General features: G+C 42.0%; 17 protein-coding genes. 7 read left to right on the plus strand and 10 right to left on the minus strand.

What is annotated here, in order from left to right; translation table 11 throughout:
• Positions 1-76 precede the first annotated feature (76 nt).
• The 4 genes from glmM to rlmE form a co-directional block, all read right to left on the minus strand.
• Positions 77-1,417, minus strand: coding sequence for a phosphoglucosamine mutase (glmM, locus tag N482_RS09520; protein WP_063376807.1), 1,341 nt, complete (start codon positions 1,415-1,417; stop codon positions 77-79).
• Entirely contained in the window at positions 1,414-2,259 is an 846-nt protein-coding gene (gene folP / locus N482_RS09525; RefSeq protein WP_063376808.1) for a dihydropteroate synthase, read from the minus strand. Before folP ends, glmM begins: the two co-directional genes overlap by 4 nt.
• A 185-nt stretch (positions 2,260-2,444) precedes the next feature.
• Positions 2,445-4,382: an ATP-dependent zinc metalloprotease FtsH gene (gene ftsH / locus N482_RS09530; protein ID WP_063376809.1), complete on the minus strand. Its 1,938-nt coding sequence runs from the start codon at positions 4,380-4,382 to the stop codon at positions 2,445-2,447.
• Between the two features lie 67 nt (positions 4,383-4,449).
• Positions 4,450-5,079, minus strand: coding sequence for a 23S rRNA (uridine(2552)-2'-O)-methyltransferase RlmE (gene rlmE, locus N482_RS09535; RefSeq protein ID WP_063376810.1), 630 nt, complete (start codon positions 5,077-5,079; stop codon positions 4,450-4,452).
• A gap of 83 nt (positions 5,080-5,162) precedes the next feature.
• Between rlmE and yhbY the strand changes: the two genes are divergently transcribed.
• Positions 5,163-5,459: a ribosome assembly RNA-binding protein YhbY gene (gene yhbY / locus N482_RS09540; protein ID WP_063371727.1), complete on the plus strand. Its 297-nt coding sequence runs from the start codon at positions 5,163-5,165 to the stop codon at positions 5,457-5,459.
• Between the two features lie 18 nt (positions 5,460-5,477).
• Here the strand turns inward: yhbY and N482_RS09545 are convergent, their stop codons facing one another.
• Positions 5,478-6,632, minus strand: a complete 1,155-nt coding sequence (locus tag N482_RS09545) for a serine hydrolase domain-containing protein (RefSeq protein ID WP_081227860.1) — start codon at positions 6,630-6,632, stop codon at positions 5,478-5,480.
• 217 nt (positions 6,633-6,849) lie between these two features.
• Between N482_RS09545 and N482_RS09550 the strand changes: the two genes are divergently transcribed.
• The 4 genes from N482_RS09550 to N482_RS09565 all read left to right on the plus strand — a co-directional run bounded on the left by N482_RS09550 (position 6,850) and on the right by N482_RS09565 (position 11,454).
• A complete protein-coding gene (locus N482_RS09550; protein ID WP_063376812.1) occupies positions 6,850-7,653 on the plus strand; it encodes a hypothetical protein in 804 nt (267 codons plus the stop codon).
• A gap of 146 nt (positions 7,654-7,799) precedes the next feature.
• Entirely contained in the window at positions 7,800-8,507 is a 708-nt protein-coding gene (locus N482_RS09555) for a response regulator transcription factor (protein ID WP_063376813.1), read from the plus strand.
• Between the two features lie 86 nt (positions 8,508-8,593).
• Positions 8,594-9,907: a sensor histidine kinase gene (locus N482_RS09560; protein ID WP_063376814.1), complete on the plus strand. Its 1,314-nt coding sequence runs from the start codon at positions 8,594-8,596 to the stop codon at positions 9,905-9,907.
• A gap of 200 nt (positions 9,908-10,107) precedes the next feature.
• Positions 10,108-11,454 (plus strand): sodium-dependent transporter, encoded by a 1,347-nt coding sequence (locus tag N482_RS09565; RefSeq protein ID WP_063376815.1) that lies wholly within the window; start codon positions 10,108-10,110, stop codon positions 11,452-11,454.
• 50 nt (positions 11,455-11,504) lie between these two features.
• On the opposite strand, the gene N482_RS09570 is transcribed toward N482_RS09565, so the two are convergent.
• Both N482_RS09570 and N482_RS09575 read right to left on the minus strand, forming a co-directional pair.
• A complete protein-coding gene (locus N482_RS09570; RefSeq protein ID WP_063376816.1) occupies positions 11,505-11,957 on the minus strand; it encodes a GNAT family N-acetyltransferase in 453 nt (150 codons plus the stop codon).
• A 25-nt stretch (positions 11,958-11,982) separates the two neighbouring features.
• Positions 11,983-12,726, minus strand: a complete 744-nt coding sequence (locus N482_RS09575) for a sporulation protein (protein ID WP_063376817.1) — start codon at positions 12,724-12,726, stop codon at positions 11,983-11,985.
• A 202-nt stretch (positions 12,727-12,928) separates the two neighbouring features.
• On the opposite strand from N482_RS09575, the gene N482_RS09580 reads away from it, so the two are divergent.
• Positions 12,929-14,497, plus strand: coding sequence for a cation:proton antiporter family protein (locus N482_RS09580; RefSeq protein WP_063376818.1), 1,569 nt, complete (start codon positions 12,929-12,931; stop codon positions 14,495-14,497).
• 290 nt (positions 14,498-14,787) lie between these two features.
• Positions 14,788-15,072 (plus strand): hypothetical protein, encoded by a 285-nt coding sequence (locus N482_RS09585; RefSeq protein WP_063376819.1) that lies wholly within the window; start codon positions 14,788-14,790, stop codon positions 15,070-15,072.
• Positions 15,073-15,155: 83 nt separating this feature from the next.
• Here the strand turns inward: N482_RS09585 and N482_RS09590 are convergent, their stop codons facing one another.
• The 3 genes from N482_RS09590 to N482_RS09600 all read right to left on the minus strand — a co-directional run bounded on the left by N482_RS09590 (position 15,156) and on the right by N482_RS09600 (position 19,733).
• A complete protein-coding gene (locus N482_RS09590) occupies positions 15,156-16,124 on the minus strand; it encodes a sterol desaturase family protein (RefSeq protein WP_063376820.1) in 969 nt (322 codons plus the stop codon).
• A gap of 80 nt (positions 16,125-16,204) precedes the next feature.
• Entirely contained in the window at positions 16,205-18,424 is a 2,220-nt protein-coding gene (locus N482_RS09595; protein ID WP_063376821.1) for a TonB-dependent receptor family protein, read from the minus strand.
• Positions 18,417-19,733 carry an imelysin family protein gene (locus tag N482_RS09600; protein ID WP_063376822.1) on the minus strand — a complete coding sequence of 439 codons (1,317 nt, stop codon included), beginning with the start codon at positions 19,731-19,733 and terminating at the stop codon, positions 18,417-18,419. The genes N482_RS09595 and N482_RS09600 overlap by 8 nt, the downstream gene beginning before the upstream one ends.
• Positions 19,734-19,749: the final 16 nt, after the last annotated feature.

Below are 19,749 nucleotides of genomic sequence, written 5' to 3' on the forward strand. Positions count from 1 at the left end.
ATACTCCGCGTAAGAAAGCGGGCGAGATAATAACGTCACTCGCCCAAAGTTACAATAAAAATTTTACTTTTTTGGTTTAATTGCTCACAGATTCAACAACTTCGGCTATTTGTTGAGAAAAGTCCATTACTTGCTTTTCTTGTTCTGCTTCAACCATAACACGTACAACAGGCTCAGTACCTGACTTACGTAATAGGACTCTGCCTTTCCCGTCTAGCTTTTCTTCAACCAGCTTTACAACTTCTTGGACAGTTTCGTGGGCAACCGGATCGGTGCCTTTCGCATATCGAACATTGATCATATTCATTGGGTATTTAGTAAAGCCTGCGCCAAGATCTTTGAGTGTCTTGTTCTGCGCAACCATTGCTGCTAACACCTGCAAGCTCGAAATAATACCGTCACCAGTAGCAATCAGATCAAGGTTAAGTACGTGACCGGAGCTTTCACCACCAATATTCCACCCTTCTTTTGCAAGTAACTCAAGCACATAACGGTCTCCAACTTTACTGCGCAAGAACGGAATATCTTGTGCTTTAAGTGCGTTTTCAAGACCCATATTTGACATCACTGTACCAACAACACCACCCTTAAGTGTGCCATTGAATTTGGCTTGTAACGCAGCAATATATACAATGTCGTCACCGTCAAAAACACGGCCATTATGGTCAACCATCATTACGCGGTCGCCGTCACCATCATAAGCAATACCAACGTCAGCTTTATGCTCAAGCACCTGACGTTTTAACGCATCAACGTGTGTTGCACCACACTCTGCATTGATATTTACGCCATCTGGCTCACATGCCGTTGCGATTACCTCTGCACCTAACTCCTGCATGACAGAAGGTGCAATATGGTACGTAGCACCATTCGCGCAATCTAGTACAATCTTGATGCCCTCTAGTGACAACTCTTTAGGGAATTGACTTTTACAGAATTCAATATAACGACCACTTGCGCTATCTAACCGACGGGCTTTACCTAGAGACTCTGAAGTCACACAGGTCATCGGCTCATCAAGCATTGCTTCGATTTCCAATTCGACGTCATCAGCTAGTTTTTTACCGTTACCAGAGAAGAACTTAATACCATTGTCATGATAAGGGTTGTGAGATGCACTGATCACAATTCCCGCTTCAGCTCTGAAAGTTTGAGTCAAATAGGCGACCGCTGGGGTCGGCATAGGACCTAGCAAAACGACATCGATTCCTGCAGCGATTAAGCCGGCTTCAAGCGAAGTTTCGAGCAGATATCCAGAAATTCGCGTGTCCTTACCTATTATTACTTTTTTCGTTCCTGATTTAGATAGGACTTTACCAGCAGCCCAACCTAATTTAAGGGCAAACTCTGGTGTAATAGGGAACTCACCTACAAGTCCTCTCACACCGTCGGTGCCAAAATATTTTCTCGTTGTCATTTAGTTACTCCATGGTTTGCTGCAGCCCATACCTGCAACACATCACTCATTTCTCTTACATCATGAACGCGTATGATATGCGCACCTTTCTGTGCACATAACAATGCGCCACCTAAGCTTGCAGCTAAGCGCTCATTTGTATCCCGATTTAATAAGTTTCCAAACATCGACTTGCGTGATAAACCTGCCAATAAAGGCATATTCAATTCTGAGAATTGGTTAAATTTTCCAAGCAATTCAAAGTTATGTTGTAAAGATTTTCCAAATCCAAAGCCTGGATCCAAGATGAGTCTAGTGCGAGCAATACCAAGCTTTTCGCAAGCTGCAATTCTAGTCTCAAAGAAAGAAATAATCTCGTTGATTAGGTGGTCATATTTTGGCGCAGCTTGCATCGTTCTTGGTTGTCCTTGCATATGCATTAAGCATATAGGCACATCAGAAAATTCCGCCGCGACCTCTAAACATCCTTCTTCTTGCAAAGCACGCACATCATTAATAATGTCAGCCCCTGCATGAATAGCCTGTTTCATTACTTCTGCTTTACTTGTGTCTATTGATATAACACAGTCAGACTGCGTTCGAATCGCTTCAATGACTGGAATGACTCTGTCAAGCTCTTCATTTAGCGATACATCGGTTGCACCTGGGCGAGTAGATTCGCCACCAATGTCGAGTACGCTGGCACCTTGCTCCAATAAATCAAGCGCCTGAATGACAGCGCTATCATTTTTGTAAAACTTACCACCATCAGAAAAAGAGTCTGGAGTTGCGTTAACTATGCCCATAATTTGCGGGCTTTGGAGATCAAGAGTACGACCTCGCGGTAAAGAGAGTTGAAACATAAATCGCCTTCCTATTAATTGTATCTAAGCATACTTTAAATACCCCTACCAGTTTATTGACCAAAATCATTCACATAGAGTCTGGTATTAGGCGCATATAGATACACAGCATTACAAAAGATACAAAAAGGCCTCGAAGGTTCACCATCGAGGCCTTAATTCCTGCTGTGACATTTTACCTTTTATTAAGGCTTGTCATCAACCTCTGTATTGCTTGGAGGCGGGACATCCGAGTTACTTTCTTCACTCTTTGTCTCAGTCGCACCACCATTCAGACCACCATCTTTGTCAGATTTACGGTCATGTGCGTCTCTAGGTGGACGTACTTCTCTGCGCTTCATAAGGTCGTCTATCTGTCCGGCATCTATCGTTTCATATTTCATTAGTGCATCTTTCATCGAATGAAGGATGTCCATATTGTCTTTTAAGATTTGCTCAGCACGGTCATAGTTGCGAGTGACAAATAATTTAATTTCTTCGTCAATAAGTTTAGCAGTCTCGCCCGACACACCAGACATTCTAGAACCGCCACCGCCCATGTACATTTCTCCCTGCTCTTCCATGTACATTTGTGGACCAAGCACAGGGCTTAAACCCCATTGAGTTACCATTTTACGCGCAATGTCAGTTGCTCGTTCAATATCGTTACTCGCACCTGTAGTCACCTTTTCATCACCATAAATTATGGCTTCTGCAATACGGCCACCATAAAGGCTAGACAACATAGACTCTAAATGTTCTTTAGAGTGGCTTACACGGTCTTGCTCAGGCAAATACATCGTCACACCCAGCGCTCTACCTCGAGGGATAATAGACACTTTATAAACAGGGTCATGTTCTGGTACTAAACGCCCTACGATTGCGTGCCCAGCCTCATGATAAGCAGTCATCTCTTTTTCTTTCTCAGACATAACCATTGATTTGCGCTCAGCACCCATCATGATCTTATCTTTTGCTGCATCAAACTCGGCCATGCTTACTTTGCGCTTGTTACCGCGCGCAGCAAATAATGCGGCTTCGTTTACTAAGTTCGCTAGATCAGCACCAGAAAATCCTGGCGTACCACGCGCAATAAGAGATGCCTCAACATTTGAGTCCAAAGGTACTTTACGCATGTGCACATTAAGGATCTGTTCACGACCTCTTACGTCTGGTAAACCTACAACTACTTGTCGGTCAAAACGACCTGGACGTAATAATGCTGGGTCCAAAACATCTGGGCGGTTGGTCGCTGCAATTACAATAATACCTTCATTGCCTTCAAAGCCGTCCATTTCAACAAGCATTTGGTTTAGCGTTTGTTCACGTTCATCGTGACCCCCACCCATACCAGCTCCACGTTTACGACCAACAGCGTCAATTTCATCGATAAAGATAATGCAAGGCGCCGCTTTTTTAGCTTGCTCAAACATGTCTCTTACACGAGAAGCACCAACACCTACAAACATCTCAACAAAATCAGAACCTGAAATTGTAAAGAATGGTACCTTCGCTTCACCCGCAACAGCCTTTGCAAGTAAGGTTTTACCTGTACCTGGAGGACCTACCATCAACACACCTTTAGGAATGTTACCACCAAGCTTCTGGAACTTAGACGGGTCTCGCAGGAAATCTACCAATTCAGTAACGTCTTCTTTTGCTTCATCACAGCCTGCAACATCTGCAAAAGTTGTTTTGACTTGATCTTCGCTCATTAGGCGCGCTTTACTCTTACCGAAAGACATTGCGCCTTTGCCGCCACCGCCTTGCATCTGACGCATGAAGAATATCCATACACCAATCAACAACAACATCGGGAACCAAGAGATGAAAACATTAGCTAAAAACGATTGCTCTTCAGGCGCTACACCTTTCACGTTTACATCGTTTTTAAGCAAATCATTAATTAGATCTTCATCATATAATGGCATTATCGTTTGAAAACGCTCACCATTATTTTTTATCCCTGAAATAGTACCGGCAGCACGGTCAATATTTGCCTCTCTGACCACACCACTACGGACTTCTTTTACAAACTGAGTGTAACTTGTCTGACGATCAGATTGCTCGCCACCATTGAAACTCTGAAACACTGTCATTAGCACAACTGCTATAACAAGCCAGAGAATTAAGTTCTTCGCCATATCGCTCAAGGGGTTAACCTCTTGTATCCAATTTATTTAAAATCATCTTAAATGCACCTCAACTGTACTACAGTTTGTATCCTGTCGCCACTACATATACTTCTCGTGATCTAGGTCGAGACGCTTTTGGTTTACGTATCTTTACAACTTTAAAGGCATTACGTACTTCTTGTACAAATTGATCAAAGCCTTCGCCCTGAAACACCTTAACCGCAAACGCACCATTTGGTTTTAGTACTTGGTGACACATATCTAGCGCTAGTTCGACTAAATACATACTACCGGCCTGGTCTATGACATTGTTGCCGCTCATATTAGGCGCCATGTCAGAGAATACCACGTCGATATTCTTACCACCAATCCTGTCTAACAACGCGTTAAGGACACTTTCTTCACGGAAGTCTCCTTGTAAAAATGCCACACCTGGTAAAGAGTCCATAGGCAAAATATCACACGCAATAACCTCGCCCTTATCTGATACTTGCTCAGCTAAGTATTGTGACCAACTACCTGGGGCTGCACCTAAATCTACAACATGCATACCAGGCCTGATCAGTTTGTCCCGCTGCTGTATCTCCTCTAATTTAAACACTGCACGAGAACGGTAGCCTCGTTTTTGGGCTTCATGTACAAATGGATCGTCTACATGCTCTTTTAACCAGCGCTTTGAGCTCGCTGAGTGCTTTTTATTTGCCATATTCACTGCAACTCATTAGTAATCTTCTTTAGATGGCGTTAGAATGTCGAGAATTCAAGCCTTAATTAGTAAATTGTACCAATATGACATTATCAAATAAACAAAAGCAGCACCTGAAAGGGTTAGCACATGCCCTGAAACCAGTCGTTTTACTTGGTGGTAACGGCCTAACCGAAGGTGTATTGCTAGAAATTGAACAATGTTTAGAAATACACGAATTGATCAAAGTCAAAGTACCGACCAATGATCGCGAAACCAAACAACTTATTTTTGACGCAATTGTACGTGAAACAGGTGCACATAAAGTGCAAGTGATCGGCCATATCATCGTGCTTTACCGTCAAAGCGAAGACAAAAAAATTATTTTGCCTCGCAACTAAACATTTGTAGTTGAACCGCTAATGCGGTTCAACTTTACGCGCCAAATCAATTGCCCTACGCAAGAAATTTGTTGTCAGCTGATTAATTAAGCCGCTCTCAGCATTTAATAATAAACTAAACCCTATACCCAAAGATGGAATAACTGCCACATCGGTACGATAACCTTGCACCCAACCACTGTGATAATAGACAGTCTCGCCTTCAAAACTATATATACGCCAACCTAACCCATAGTGTGCCTGCTCAACATATTTTTTCCACACCCGCCTACGAAGCTCACGCTTAGTTAAAGTAAATGGCCTTGACTGAATTGTTAGCGCATCAAGCGAAAGAACACTCGGAAATAAGCCTAATTGGGCTTTTAGCCAAATGACCATATCTTCCGCACTCGCGTTTACCCCAGCAGCTGGAGCAACTTTATAATAATGCTTCTTCAATTTTGCCGTATGCCAATATTTACGACCTTTTACATGAGGTAAGGCAAAGTTATCGTCTTTGGTCATATGTGCAAACCCAAGTCCAGCATCTTTCATACCTAAAGGCTTAAAAATAAACTCATTGAGCCAAGTATCATAACTTAACCCCGTTGCTTGGTTTATTACATTCCCAATCAGACTAAACATCACATTTTGATAGCCGTAACATATACCCGGACGACATAGCCTATCCACTTTTAGAAGTCTCGGATAGATATTGTCATAATCCATACGCGATTCGATCAAATTGTCATATGCATTCGGCACCAACCCACTTGAGTGGCTCAAAAGATGATACACGCGCAGAGGGGCATATTGGCTATATCTGAAAATAGGCAGGTAATCTGCGACGTAGCGGTCTAAATCAACTTTTTCATCCGCTGCTAACTTTGCAGTCAGTGACCCAGCAAAAGTTTTTGAGACAGATGCTAAACGAAATCGAGTTTGCCCGTTAACGGGTAGGCCTTTCTTCACCTTAGTTCTGCCATAGCCCCTCGCAATATCACCATATTTTACATGGGTAATGCTCAATGCAGCTCCAGGTATCGATTTTTCTTTTAGTTTCTGTCGGACTTGCTTAGAATAGTCGCTTACAAAATGCTCCCATGCTTTTGCTTTTTTTTGTTCATCACTGTTCACTGAAAGTGAAAGAGTTAGCAATAGTAGGCATTTTGAATAAATAAATAGTGACTTCATAATGACTCTGTACATTAACACGCGGCGTTATGGTATCACGAAGATAAGTCGCGAGCTCACGATAAACGTAAAATAAACAGGGGCCTTTATGGTTTGCCGCATTATATGCGTTACAAACTTGAACAATTTAAGGCTGTCGTAATGCATGGTTTTCCATGTAAAATTTATTCTAAAATCCATTTGATATAATAGAAAATTGTAATTTGAGGTACTTATAATGCGAGGAATCATTAGCTGTTTAGCAGTAATTGGCTTAACAGGGTGTGCAATGACTCAACCACTGGCTCCTAAGCTGAGTGTTCCTTCTAAACCACTTTTACAAAAATCTATCTACCAAATTAGCTACACAGCAGAGTTAGAATCTGCGCGTATTAAATCGGTGCAACTACCCGCACATGTTGTAAAGAAACAAGACACAGTTTACATCGACTCAAGTAAAGTGACACTCACTGATGCCTTTCGCGCATCACTGATTAACATGCTCAAAGAGAAAGGTTTGCAGGTCGACTCTCAAGAAAACACCGATTATAGACTCGTTATTCAACAAATGGATTTGTCATACGGTCGAGATAAAGTATACGTACTCAATAAACCGAGCAATGACCACCCTTATATTGCAAAAATTTCTCAAACCAGTCCGAGTAAACAGTGCAGTAATATTACCGTTTCTCTAAGCATGCGCTTAACGCATAACGATTCAGCTGACGTTGTCTGGTTTGCAAAGTCATCAGTGGACAGCGCTGGGTTTCAAGGTATTCCTTTGCAATACTCATTTACTGAGACAGAAAAAGTGATTAATGAGCAAGAAGTTATCACCTTTGTCACTGAGCAAAATACAGAACAAGCACGTAAAGATAGGTATCAAGAACCTGTAACGATCCCTCAATACGTCGTCCAACCCAACACCACTCCACTTATAAAAGTAGCTGGTGCATGTGAGAAGACTGAAGTGAGTGAACTAACACCTAAAATGATGTTGACACTGACGCACAATTTAATTGATAAGCTAAATGTTCAATAAACAACAAACTCATACACTTAATTACAAAAATATCCCACAGCGCAATTATAATTGCACGATGATAGAAAAAAGTTAGTATGACTTTAAAAGGCACCAGTGTCATCGTCCACAATGATACTTAGTTGGTATGTTAAAGGAGAGTTTTCATGGAGCAGTACGGTACGATATTACTTGTTGAGGATGATGAGTCACTCGCACAATGGGTAGCGGACTATTTAAATAATCAAGGTTACACAACCCATTGCTGTCATCGTGGCGACGAAGTCGTTGCAATGGTTAAACAGCATAACCCTGATTTGGTATTGCTGGATATAATGCTACCAGGCCAAGATGGTATCAGCGTCTGTAGAGAATTGCGTCAGTTTTATAGCAAGCCTATCATCATGCTAACAGCCAAAGATGAAGAGATGGATGAAGTAATCGGCTTGGAAGTAGGTGCCAGTGACTATGTTATCAAGCCAGTACGCCCAAGAGCACTGCTTGCTAGAATCAAAGCAAACGCTCGGGCAGCTCAAGATAATAACACTCAAAACGACTCTAGTAGCGCCATTTTGAATGTTGGAAATCTCAAAATTGATACACAAGCTCGAAAAGTTGTCGTGTCAGGTCAAGAAGTTGCTATATCAAGCGCGGAGTATTTACTGCTTCACTTTCTTGCCTCAAATGCTGGTAACGTCGTGTCTAGAGATGCGGTGTTTAAAGCAACAAAAGGCAGAGAGTACGACGGCCTTGACCGCAGTGTAGACGTGTTAATATCAGCGCTACGCAAAAAGTTTGATGACGATCCGCAAAACCCTGAAAAGATAAAAACCATTTGGGGCAAAGGTTACTTACTAGTACCTACGGCTTGGTAATACCTGTTGAGTTGTGCAGCACCCTAAATGCACAACTCAACCCCCAACGCTTGAAGTTATCATGTGGTACTAGGTAGAGTGAATTTGTGAGAAAATTATATTTATCATTGCTTGCTGGTGTAATTATTTCAATCATCGTTCTCGGGTGGTTGATAGACACGCTCAATGAGCAAACTTCTCCAGATGATGACAGCTTTTTTTGGCAAGCCAAATTATTAGTGGGTATCGCGAATCAAGCCAGCTCAACCCCACTCGACCAACGGCTGGATTTTGTTGAAAAAGCAGGTAAAGACTTTGACCTCACTATTTCCTATCACTCAGGAGCTTCTTTAGCATTGCCTCCCGAAGTAACCGAGCAGATGTACAGACCTCAAGGGCTATTAATAGACTCGAATGAAGGTTACTTTTATCTTCTTAAATCGACACCACAACTAAAACCCGATTACATTGAGCTCCAGTTAGAAAAGCCACCTGAGCGCAACAGTTATGATGTTTTACTCACGCTGGCATTTTATTCTGGTGTCTGTGCATTGATGTGGTTTGTATTGGCACCTCTAGCTAAACGCCTCTCTGTTTTGACACATGCGGCAAAGCAATTTGCCGGTGGCAACCTAGCTACGCGCATTGAAGTCAATCATTTTACCTACATCAAAGATGTAGAACTAACTTTCAATCGAATGGCAAATCAAATCGAAAAACTGTTAGCTGAAAATAAACTAATGGCATCTAGTCTGTCACATGACATTCGCACGCCTGTCGCTTGTTTACGGTTTGGCTTCGATGCTGCTTTAGAAGAAGATGATATACAAGAGGTCCACCAATTACTCGAACGAATGGAAAAAGACTTGGACCAAATGGAAGATATGCTTTCAAGCTATCTGTCATTTGCAACGCTTGAGCAAAAATCTCACTTGTTGAAATTTGAACCCATCAAGCTGAATGGATATATTTCTGACGTGGTGACTCAAATGCACCCTAAGATGTCCAAAAAGGGGTTAACTGCCAATATTTCAATCCATCCGGAATTAGTCGTTGAGGCAGACCTTCATTGGCTAGCGCGCGGTATATCAAATTTATTAAGTAATGCTTGTGACTTTGCAGATATGCAGCTGTTTGTTAGTGCCCAGCAACATGATCATGAAATAGAAATAAACATAGAGGATGATGGTCCCGGTATCGAGCAAGAGAATTGGAATAAGGTCTTTGACCCATTCTTTCAAGAGCAAGGACATCGCAATCGAGCAGGCAAAAGCTATGGTCTAGGACTTGCCATCGTTGCAAAAGTGATTGACTGGCACCATGGCAAAGCAACAGTGAGTCGCTCAGAGTTACTTGGCGGCGCAAAATTCACGCTAACATTACCTTGTAAAGCTGTTTCACAAAACGTACACAACCGCTGACACCTTTTCAATAAAACCAAACAAAACCCAATAAATATCATAACGTTATAATCATAACCGCAATTATAATATGGATATTTATAACTACGGTGTTTTTTAACACTAATTCTTGCGCTAGATCAGTGCAGATAAGGCTTTTTATTTGCCTTCATTTACAGTAGATTGTTGCGGCCGTCTTTAAAAAAGAGAAATATAAAAACATGAGCAGTATTCGAGGAGAGTTTAGTTCTCGGTTTGGATTTATTATGGCCGCCGCAGGCTCTGCCGTTGGTTTAGGCAACATTTGGGGATTTCCGACACAGACCGCTAGCAATGGTGGTGCGGCATTTGTACTGGTTTATTTAGTACTCGCATTTTGTCTTGCCTACCCCGCTTTAATGGCCGAGCTTGTCATTGGCCGACATGGGCAAGCCAATGCTGTCGCCTCACTCCAAAGGCTAGCAATCAACCAAATGCAAAAACGCTTTGCATTTTTTGTGGGCTTTGGTGGTATTGTTTGTGCGGGACTAATTCTCAGCTTTTATGCCATTGTTGCAGGATGGATGTTCAGTGCAACTCTTGAACCTATTTCTGTTATTGCAGGTACAGATCAAGCAACTTCTTGGCTAAGCGAGCAGTCATTATCGAGAGACTTAATATTTACAGCCGTTTTCATTATTTTGACAGTTTCCATTATCAGTAAAGGTGTAGAAAACGGCATTGAAAAATGGTCGAAGCGACTGATGCCAGCGCTATTGTTTATTCTCTTCGCTCTCATTGCCTATGTATTAACACAAAAAGGTGCTATGACGGGTTTAAAGGCTTACTTAGTGCCAGAATTCAGCTCTATCTTAAACCCTAGTTTGCTCGTCAGTGCGCTTGGACAGGCATTTTTTTCACTGTCCTTAGGAACTAGTGTAATGATCATCTACGGCTCATATATTAGCAAACAAGAAAATCTTGTTTCACTGGGGGCGTACGTCACATTAATTGACGTATTTATCGCTTTTGTAGCAGGTATGCTCATCATCCCAGCAATGTATGTTGCACAAGCTCAAGGGGTTGAAATTTTCTCGGCTTCAGGTGAGTTATTGTCCGAAGACACACTGGTGTTTCAAGTGTTACCGGCCTTATTTGAAAGTATGGGTGGTATAGGCATTTACATTGGTTTCGCATTTTTCGCTTTAATGAGCATTGCAGCATTAACAAGCTCAATTTCAATGCTAGAGGCACCCGTTTCTTACGTTGTTGAAAAATTCGCACTGGCTCGCGTGCAGGCAACATGGCTTATAGGGCTCATTGTCAGTGTTGTGAGCGTTTCTATCATTTTTAACTTTTCTGCGCTATTTGGCTTTGTAGTCCAGTTAACCACGCAGTTTGCACAACCATTGCTAGGCATGTTGTGCTGTATTTTTGCAGGCTGGATCTGGCATAGAAGTAAGTTGCTTGCAGAGATTAAAGAAGGAAATGAGGCGGCAGACAACACTTTGTTCTGGAAAATTTGGCCTTGGTACATCAAGTTTGTCTGCCCATTGGCTATTGGCCTAGTATTTATAAATTCACTATAAAAAAAGACGCTTCGTTAGAAGCGCCTTTTTCTTTTACTGCTCACTCAACATTACATGCTTAGTACTAATTGCATGTCTATATGTTCAATACCGTCTTCAAGATACACATCGCTTATAGGCGCAAAGCCGAGCTTGCCATAAAACGGCTGTAGGTAACTCTGAGCTGCAATTTGCACCTGCGCACTAGGGAATTGTTGCACACAGCAAGCAAGCGCAGCATTCATTAACGTATACCCTAGCCCAGAGCCACGTCCATCAGGCGCAATCAATACACGACCGATACTCGCTGTGTTTTCACTTTTTAAGTAACACCTTGCGTAGGCTTTTAGGCGTCCTTGTTCAAGAAAAAGTATGTGGCGTGTATTTAAAGCGCGATCTACATCATCAACTTCCGGATAGGCACAATCTTGTTCAACAACAAACACATCTACACGCGCTTTAAACATCATGAAGATTTCATCACGACTTAGCTCGTGGAAGGTCTTTATAACTGGTTCCAACATCCGTTATCTCATATTCAGCCAGTGATTAAGCAAATAGTCTCTCTAGCTGATCACAGATACGCGATAAGTTCACCTGATCATGTTCAATCGTTAAATCAATATAGCCATCACTTCTAAATGCGCGATCTAATTCAATTAACACATGCGTTTTATGTGCTTCAGGCACAAATGAAAGCTCTATCTCTTGCAAACCAAACATGGAGTGGCTACTTGGACGATACTCAATTTCTTGATAACAGCCCGAAGTCGACTGAAAGTTGGAAGCTCGCAGATAACCTTTCTCAACATCTGCTTTAACCAATTGAAAGCCTAACTTGTCCATCGCTGTTAATACGGCTTTAACAGCTTCATTAGGATAGATATGTAATGCATCTTTATCTGAAGGGTCTAAAGCTAGATCAATATCAAGACCTGTCTCAATCCAAACATGGCAGTGATTATATGGCGCATTTATTTGAGTAATTGGTGTCTCTGAATGCAGCCTTGCTTCAAAAGGTATGATTCGTTGTTCACCAGGTGCAATTGTGAACTCTGCAGGGATACGCCACTTTTCTATTACATGATTTGTGAAGTACTCTCCATCGTCACTTTCCACCTTAACCTTGGTCATTAATGCCAATTCTAGCCCAGAAATCTCCTGCTCTACGTCACCACCCATAACAATAATTTGTGCTTGAAACTTTTGACCAGGGTGTAAGTGTTCAGTTTCCAATACTGTATCGACTTTTGCAGCACCTACTCCAACAGATGCTAAGAGTTTTTTAAACATCATTACTCCTCTCGTGGATGTTCCGTTAAGGCATCTTAAACACATTTGCCGTTGCTTGTCAGTGAAAATCTAACGTTTTTACGCAAATGAGATTTTGTACGACTAATAGATGCACACAGATTAATACTGTTTTTCACAGAATTTGTTTATAAAACAGATTGATTTGATAGAATCAGACTACCTAGTACAATCTGCATGACTTATGGAACTACTTTATTTTGCAATCGCTTTTGCTTGTGGATTTTCGGTCTATCAACTCAAGCTACCGCCGTTGATTGGATTCTTAATGGCTGGTTTTATCCTCAACCTAATGGGGCAACAAACCACCCCTCTCCTTTCTCAACTAGCCGATTTAGGTGTTACTATTTTATTATTCAGTATCGGCCTAAAACTCAGAGTTAAAAACCTTGTCAAACCACAGGTTTGGGCTCCTGCCACGCTACATATTATCTTGAGTAGTATTTTCTTCGCATCTTTACTTCTACTGCTCGGCGTCATGCAACTTCCTCTGTTTGACCAATTAGATTTACAAAGTGCGTTATTAGTAGGTTTTGCGTTTAGCTTTTCTAGCACTGTATTCGCGGTCAAGGTACTTGAAGAGCGCGGTGAAATGGCCAGCTTACACGGCAAAATTGCTATCGGCATTCTGGTTATGCAGGATATTTTCGCAGTGGTTTTCTTAACCGTTAGCACCGGTAAAGTTCCTAACATTTGGGCCATCGCTCTTATCGTTGGACTATTTGTTTTCCGCTCGCTCATGTTTTGGGTTTTAAGTCGTTCAAAGCATGGTGAACTACTGCCACTATTTGGGTTTTTCTTTGCACTTGTAATTGGCTACCACGCATTTGAATTTGCAGGTTTAAAAGGCGATTTAGGCGCCCTGATAATCGGCATGCTTTTCGCGCCACACAAAAAAGCCAGCGAGCTCTCTAAATCCTTATTAAATTTAAAAAATATTTTACTAGTTGGCTTTTTCCTCAATATTGGTCTCAATGCCAATATTTCAACAAATGCATTACTCATCGGTCTCTTATTAGTGCTAGTACTACCGATTAAAGTCATGCTTTACTACGTACTCACTAATCGCTTTAGATTGCGAGCTCGTACTTCGCTGCTAAGCGCATTTACTTTGTCAAACTACAGCGAATTTGGCCTGATTGTTTGTGCTGTTGCTGCAAGCAGTGGGCTAATCGCCGCTGACTGGTTGGCCGTTGTCGCCATTGCCGTCTCTTTGACTTTTATTCTCGCCTCTCCACTAAATAAACGCGCGAACGAGCTTTATGTGAAGTTTGAACACATTTTAGTGCGTTTTGAAAACCCTAAACGCCTAGAAGAAGAGTTGCCTGTCAACCTAACAGATACTCGCATTGTTATATTTGGTATGGGGCGGATCGGTACTGGTGCATATGAAACCATCCATAATTCTCACCCAGGCTCCGTCGCCGGTATCGACATTAAGCCGGAAGTCGTGGATAAGCATATCAGGCGAGGAAGACGCGTATTAATCGCCGATGCGACCGACCCTGATTTCTGGCAGCGCGTTAACCACTCTAATGTCGAAATGGTCATGCTTGCTATGCCTAAACATATGCAAAACATTTACGCGCTTGAGCAACTCCAAGCGTCTGGCTATCAGGGACAAGTAACCGCGATAGCAAACTATCCAGATCAACAAAAAGAACTCGAAGATATGGGGGTGCACTCTACTTATAACTTCTATTTAGAAGCGGGTAGTGGCTTTGCAGAGCACGTAAAAGAAAAATTATTCTAGGGTTTCTCATTATAGTTCTCAGGGCCCTTAAAGGGTACTGAGAACTATTTTTATTTTCCTGTCATACACTTACATCTAGACGTCTAAAACTCAACCCTACTTTCCATCATTTTCTGTAATAGTGCGATTTACAAAACTTTACAACGAAGTTAGTAATTCAACCATGAAAAAGAGTACACTGGCTACGTCATTTAGAGAACGTGTCTCTAATTTTTGTACTTAAATCTTATACTTAGTATCTGTTTTTGGGAACAAGAAGAATTCTATCAAGATTGTTAATGAGGGTTTGCATGAGCAAAAATAAGTTAAATTCGTACTTTCCAGCAGCTGTTGACGATGTCAATGCAGCCCCGTTTTCTGATATACAAAAACGCTTGGATGATATTCAAGACTCGGGAATGACAGCGCTAGCCATTCGTAATATTTTATTTCATAAAATGCTAGATCTACATGCTGTACCTCAAGATCATTACTTGCGTAACGAGTCTACGCCAGAGCGACTTGATGACCCGAGCCTAATTAACAAACTTAATGAGTTAGGGTTTTACCGCACTTCTAGACGTGTGATGCACTAACTCCACAACGATTTTTAGAGGGGCCTACTCTCCTCTTACTAGGCTGGCAATGCCCGTCGCCAGCCTACTTTCTTCTACCCACTTCAGCGTTTTCTATTCATCACCCGCTTCGGTACACAAGCTTTGATACATTCAATCACCGGTTTATAGTAAATTGCCCATATAGAGTTGTGCCCTGCATCATATTTACCAACACCGATTGAAACCCCCTTGGTTTCAGAGGCCTTGATTAAGCTTCCTGCCATGCGGTCCCATATCGCCAACGCTGAACCAATATTAGTGTCAAAGTGTTTTGGGTTATCACTGTGATGGATTTGATGTTGAGCAGGGCTGATAAACCACCCTTCTAAACGATTTCCCCATGTAAACCAAATATGAGAATGCCGTAAGTTAGAGCCGCAGACATTAAAAATAAACACAAATAAATTAGCCCCTAAAATATCAAACATACTTAGTGCTGAGCCAAAAAAGAAATACCCAAGACCCACAACGATACCTTGAGTTAAAGCCATTCTACACGCGTAGAAATAGCTCTCGATGGGGTGTGAGCGGTAGATAGTAAAGGGAGTCAGAACTTTTGCTGAGTGATGTACTTTATGTATTTCCCATAAACAGGGGATTTTGTGCAAAGCAAGGTGCAATAAATACCGAGTTAAGTCGTCGACTAAAAACAACATTAAAGTAAACAACCCAACAACCACATATTGTGGCCAGCTAAGGTGTAACGACGGACCAAACACGGTCTCCATCATGTCAGAAATACCTATTGCTACAGGAACCATAGTAAACACAATAGGTACAAAGGTTAAGGTCTTGATAATTCGGTTAATAATGAACAAGCAGTAGTCCTGCTTTGCACTCTCATGAAACCACACAGCGCTAGGAAACAGAAAGTGACAAAATCCTTTCAAAGAACGGGACTGATTAGTAGCGCAGTAGACAAATGCAGCCATAGTCGCCGCTGAAGCAAGATATAACCAAAAAATACGTTTATTTGCATCTATGAGGTAACCTGGCAATGTACTGATGCTTTGCCAAATAGTGTCTAACATCTAGCGTATTAACTCCAAATGTGTCAAAAAAGGCCACAGATGTGGCCTTATACAAAATATATTAAGTTGAGCCAAATGGCTTAAAACTGGTATTTGTAACCAACAGTAAACTGCCTAGGCTTGCCTGGGCGTGCGCCATAAGGTCTACGACTGACAATCTTTTCTTCATCAAGTAAGTTATCAACCTTTAAGTACACTTGGCCATACTTGTCAAAATCATAACTCGCCGAGAAATCAACCGTCGTTGAAGCGGGGACCTCTTGACCTTCTAGATAAAGTGTAAATTCATCAGTACCTTCTTGCCAGCTTCTACCAGCTGCTTCTTCCATTGAGCTCACATATTTAACTGCTAATGATGTGCGCCAATTATCAGAGCTTAAACCTATATTGAAGCTAACTTGGTGGTCAGGCAAATAAGGCAATGGATCGCCACTTTTAACTTGACCCCACTGAGCAAATTTAGTGTAACGCTCATTTTTGAATTCACCCTTGGTGTAGGTATAAACAAAGCCGTAAGGGATATCTAATTGTAAATTAAGCGGATAACGCTGACTTAATTGCGCTTCAAGTCCATATACATGGGCCGAACCGCCATTAAACTCAGTATCTTGCTGTCTAATATCACCACAGTTTGACTGACCACAGCTTTCTTTTAAGTTGCTATAATCATTGAAAAAGCTCACAACTTCGAATTGTGTTACGCCATCATTATAACGGCCGCCAAACTCATAGTTTGTACTTTTTTCAATTTCAATCTCTGCTGGCTGTGCAGGTGATGCCGGAGAAAAGCCACGGTGAACACCAAATAAAAGGCCCGCATCTTCACTAAGTTGATAGAAACCACTCACCCCAGGTAACCAGATCCGCGTGGTCTTATCTTGCCACACGTTCGGGTTATTATTGTCTTGATAATGCATATCCATCAATTCACCACGGATACCAACACCAATTGTCAGCGCATCGAATTTCACTTTATCTTCGATATAAACTGACCAAGCTTTAGTGTTTTCGGTGTTCAGCGTAGTAAAACGTTTGCTGCCCTCTACCAAAGAAGACACGCCTGACTTCATGTCATAACTTTCTTCAAAGTGTTTTCTTTCAATCTCGTCTTCATGAAGACGAACACCAAATGAAATATCATGGTCTAAGTCGAGCACATTGAACTTGAAATCACCATCGACCTGAATACCTTGAGAATAGTATTCACGGTCATTGGTACCCATAGTTAAAAAATCTGTCGCGCCAGCAACGATGGAGTCTTGCTCACCTTTAAAGATCTCATACAAGCGTTGGTTGTTTCCTGACTCAAGATTGTAAAGCACTTCTTGTGGTGATTTACCCGAAATGCTATTTAATTTCAGCCAAGCTCGCTCGTAATCGTTACGATAAATACGTGTCGTTAAATTAAGATCGCCACCAGAAATGTTATGGGTAAACATAACTTGCTGATGTTCAGTGTCCATTTTCGCAGGGGCAGTAGCCGCGTATCGGCGGTAAGGGTTCTCAGCAAAATCAGCCTCAGTTAAACCAAGGTAAGTCTCATCGGATACTTCATCGGCATAACTTAACTTTAAGCCAAATGTGTGCTCAAAATCACCTTGTTTAAGGCGATAATTAAACTTGGCTAGGATATCATTTTTATCAAAGCCCGTGTCGCCACCGCCATCAAGCTCTTTGAAACCATCTGCCTGTACATTCACCGCTTCTAGTAAAAAGCCTATATTGTTAACGACTGAACCAAAATAACCATGAGCTTTGGTATAACCATCTCCACCAGCAGCAATATCTATAGCGCCTTCTGTAAATTCAGGAACTTGGCGAGTGACCAAGTTAAGTGCGCCCGCAATGGTTTGCGGCCCATGCTTTATCGCCGCGGGGCCTTTAAACACTTCAACGGCCGTCATGCGCGTAGTTTGTGGAAAATAATAAGCTGCGGGTGCTGAGTATGGTGCAGGGCCTATCAGTACCCCATCTTCCATAATAGTAATTTTCTTACTACGCTCCGGTGTTACACCACGAAAACCGATGTTAGGCCTCAAGCCATAACCATCTTCCTCACGAATATTAACCCCAGGAACAGAAGACAATACTCGGTGAATATCGTCATATTCGTATTGGCCTAATTGCTCTTCAGTTAAGAGCGTTGCAGAGCCAGCTTCAGTTCTTAATTTGTCGTAATGACTAATGATCTGAATATGTTCAATTTCATCCTGATCATTGTCTTGAGCAAAAGCGCTCGGTAATGCAACGGCCACGGCCATTGCTAATAGTGATTTATTCATACGAGGATACTTAGTCATTGTCACCTGCCGATGTTTGAGGAAGCTCCAGTGCAAGCTTATTGATGAAGTCGCTCTTAAGCTCATCAGTTACATTTTTAACTTTGGAATGTACCTCAGTTACTTTTGCCGTATCGTCGGTAATAGCTTGTTTAAGCGAACCTTCGATCGTCATTAAAGCGGCTTCAGCCTCTTCAATGCCGGTCAACATACGCTGTTTCACTTCAGTGCCCTCTTCAGCGTCAAGGAAATCGTCAAACCCTACAGTATTATCTGTATTACTGCCCTCTCCGGTAAAAATCTGTTTGAATGCACGAAGGTTAGCAAGTAAATTTTCTTTAGAATGCTCCGAAATATCGGATTCAACATCTTGTGGACATGCTTCAAATCCACAGCTGTTTACAAATAGACCCAGCGGCGTGCCGAGCTTTTTATCTTTCAGCTCTTCAGTCATATAGAAAAGCGCTTTAGAAATTTCATTCAATGCGAGATGTGGCGTGTCGAATGATGAACCAGGCTCACCCGCATTCAGCAACTGATTGGCAAATCCATTGTCGCCTTGCCAACGAGATAAGATTTCATTGCTATTGTCGACAATATCACCCGCAACAGTATGCGCGAATTCACATCGAGCAACCTTTCTCTCATTGAGAGTACGGCCATTCCACGGGGCTAATGCATCATTTTCAAAAGTACAATTGTGGTCGTAATTGACGTTAAACAATGCATGCTCTATCGCAATTAAACCCTTACGATCTGATGTACGGGTCTTGATATCGTAAGGCTGATTCGCATTACCATTAATGATCCCGGCTTCGTGATATACGATGTCTAAGTCAATGCTACACAGTGCGCCACCCGCAGGCCAAGAATATATTTTGCTTTTCAATTCTTTACCATTCGTGAGAAGAGGCCCCACTTGCATCAACTCTACGTACTGCCAGCTAGTCATCGCTGCGCGCCAACTATCTTTAGCTTGCTCATGAAGGTTGTCAACATCGTCCGCTTGCGCTTTAGCTGCACTACAAAATGCGCCTATTTGAGTCTGCTGTGCTTGTGCAAAAGTATGGAACTGAGTTAAAGCTGGGCTCAGTACGTTATTGACTAAATTTGCAACTAACGCTGCTTCATCAAACGTATTTGGCTCTGTCGGCGTTGTTGGATCTGTCGGTGTTGTAGGGTCTGTCGGATTGTTTGGGTTCGTCGGGTTTTGTGCATCACCACCGTCAGTAAACTCTGAACCTGTCGTACTCGAAGTACTTTCTCCACAGCCGCTCAAAAGCAATGATACTGCAACAGTAACTGCGCTCAAAGGTTTTAACACTCTCATTGCGATTCTCTTTTTT

The sequence above is a fragment of the Pseudoalteromonas luteoviolacea NCIMB 1942 genome, assembly GCF_001625595.1.
GTDB lineage: Bacteria > Pseudomonadota > Gammaproteobacteria > Enterobacterales > Alteromonadaceae > Pseudoalteromonas > Pseudoalteromonas luteoviolacea_A.

Bases quoted from the DNA above. Each gene is read 5' to 3' on its own strand.
- N482_RS09555 (WP_063376813.1), top strand. From the start codon at position 7,800: ATGGAGCAGTACGGTACGATATTACTTGTTGAGGATGATGAGTCACTC.
- N482_RS09550 (WP_063376812.1), top strand. From the start codon at position 6,850: ATGCGAGGAATCATTAGCTGTTTAGCAGTAATTGGCTTAACAGGGTGT.
- N482_RS09585 (WP_063376819.1), top strand. From the start codon at position 14,788: ATGAGCAAAAATAAGTTAAATTCGTACTTTCCAGCAGCTGTTGACGAT.
- N482_RS09600 (WP_063376822.1), bottom strand. From the start codon at position 19,733: ATGAGAGTGTTAAAACCTTTGAGCGCAGTTACTGTTGCAGTATCATTG.
- N482_RS09595 (WP_063376821.1), bottom strand. From the start codon at position 18,424: ATGACTAAGTATCCTCGTATGAATAAATCACTATTAGCAATGGCCGTG.
- N482_RS09590 (WP_063376820.1), bottom strand. From the start codon at position 16,124: ATGTTAGACACTATTTGGCAAAGCATCAGTACATTGCCAGGTTACCTC.
- N482_RS09580 (WP_063376818.1), top strand. From the start codon at position 12,929: ATGGAACTACTTTATTTTGCAATCGCTTTTGCTTGTGGATTTTCGGTC.
- yhbY (WP_063371727.1), top strand. From the start codon at position 5,163: ATGACATTATCAAATAAACAAAAGCAGCACCTGAAAGGGTTAGCACAT.
- N482_RS09570 (WP_063376816.1), bottom strand. From the start codon at position 11,957: ATGTTGGAACCAGTTATAAAGACCTTCCACGAGCTAAGTCGTGATGAA.
- N482_RS09565 (WP_063376815.1), top strand. From the start codon at position 10,108: ATGAGCAGTATTCGAGGAGAGTTTAGTTCTCGGTTTGGATTTATTATG.
- folP (WP_063376808.1), bottom strand. From the start codon at position 2,259: ATGTTTCAACTCTCTTTACCGCGAGGTCGTACTCTTGATCTCCAAAGC.
- glmM (WP_063376807.1), bottom strand. From the start codon at position 1,417: ATGACAACGAGAAAATATTTTGGCACCGACGGTGTGAGAGGACTTGTA.
- N482_RS09575 (WP_063376817.1), bottom strand. From the start codon at position 12,726: ATGTTTAAAAAACTCTTAGCATCTGTTGGAGTAGGTGCTGCAAAAGTC.
- ftsH (WP_063376809.1), bottom strand. From the start codon at position 4,382: ATGGCGAAGAACTTAATTCTCTGGCTTGTTATAGCAGTTGTGCTAATG.
- N482_RS09545 (WP_081227860.1), bottom strand. From the start codon at position 6,632: ATGAAGTCACTATTTATTTATTCAAAATGCCTACTATTGCTAACTCTT.
- rlmE (WP_063376810.1), bottom strand. From the start codon at position 5,079: ATGGCAAATAAAAAGCACTCAGCGAGCTCAAAGCGCTGGTTAAAAGAG.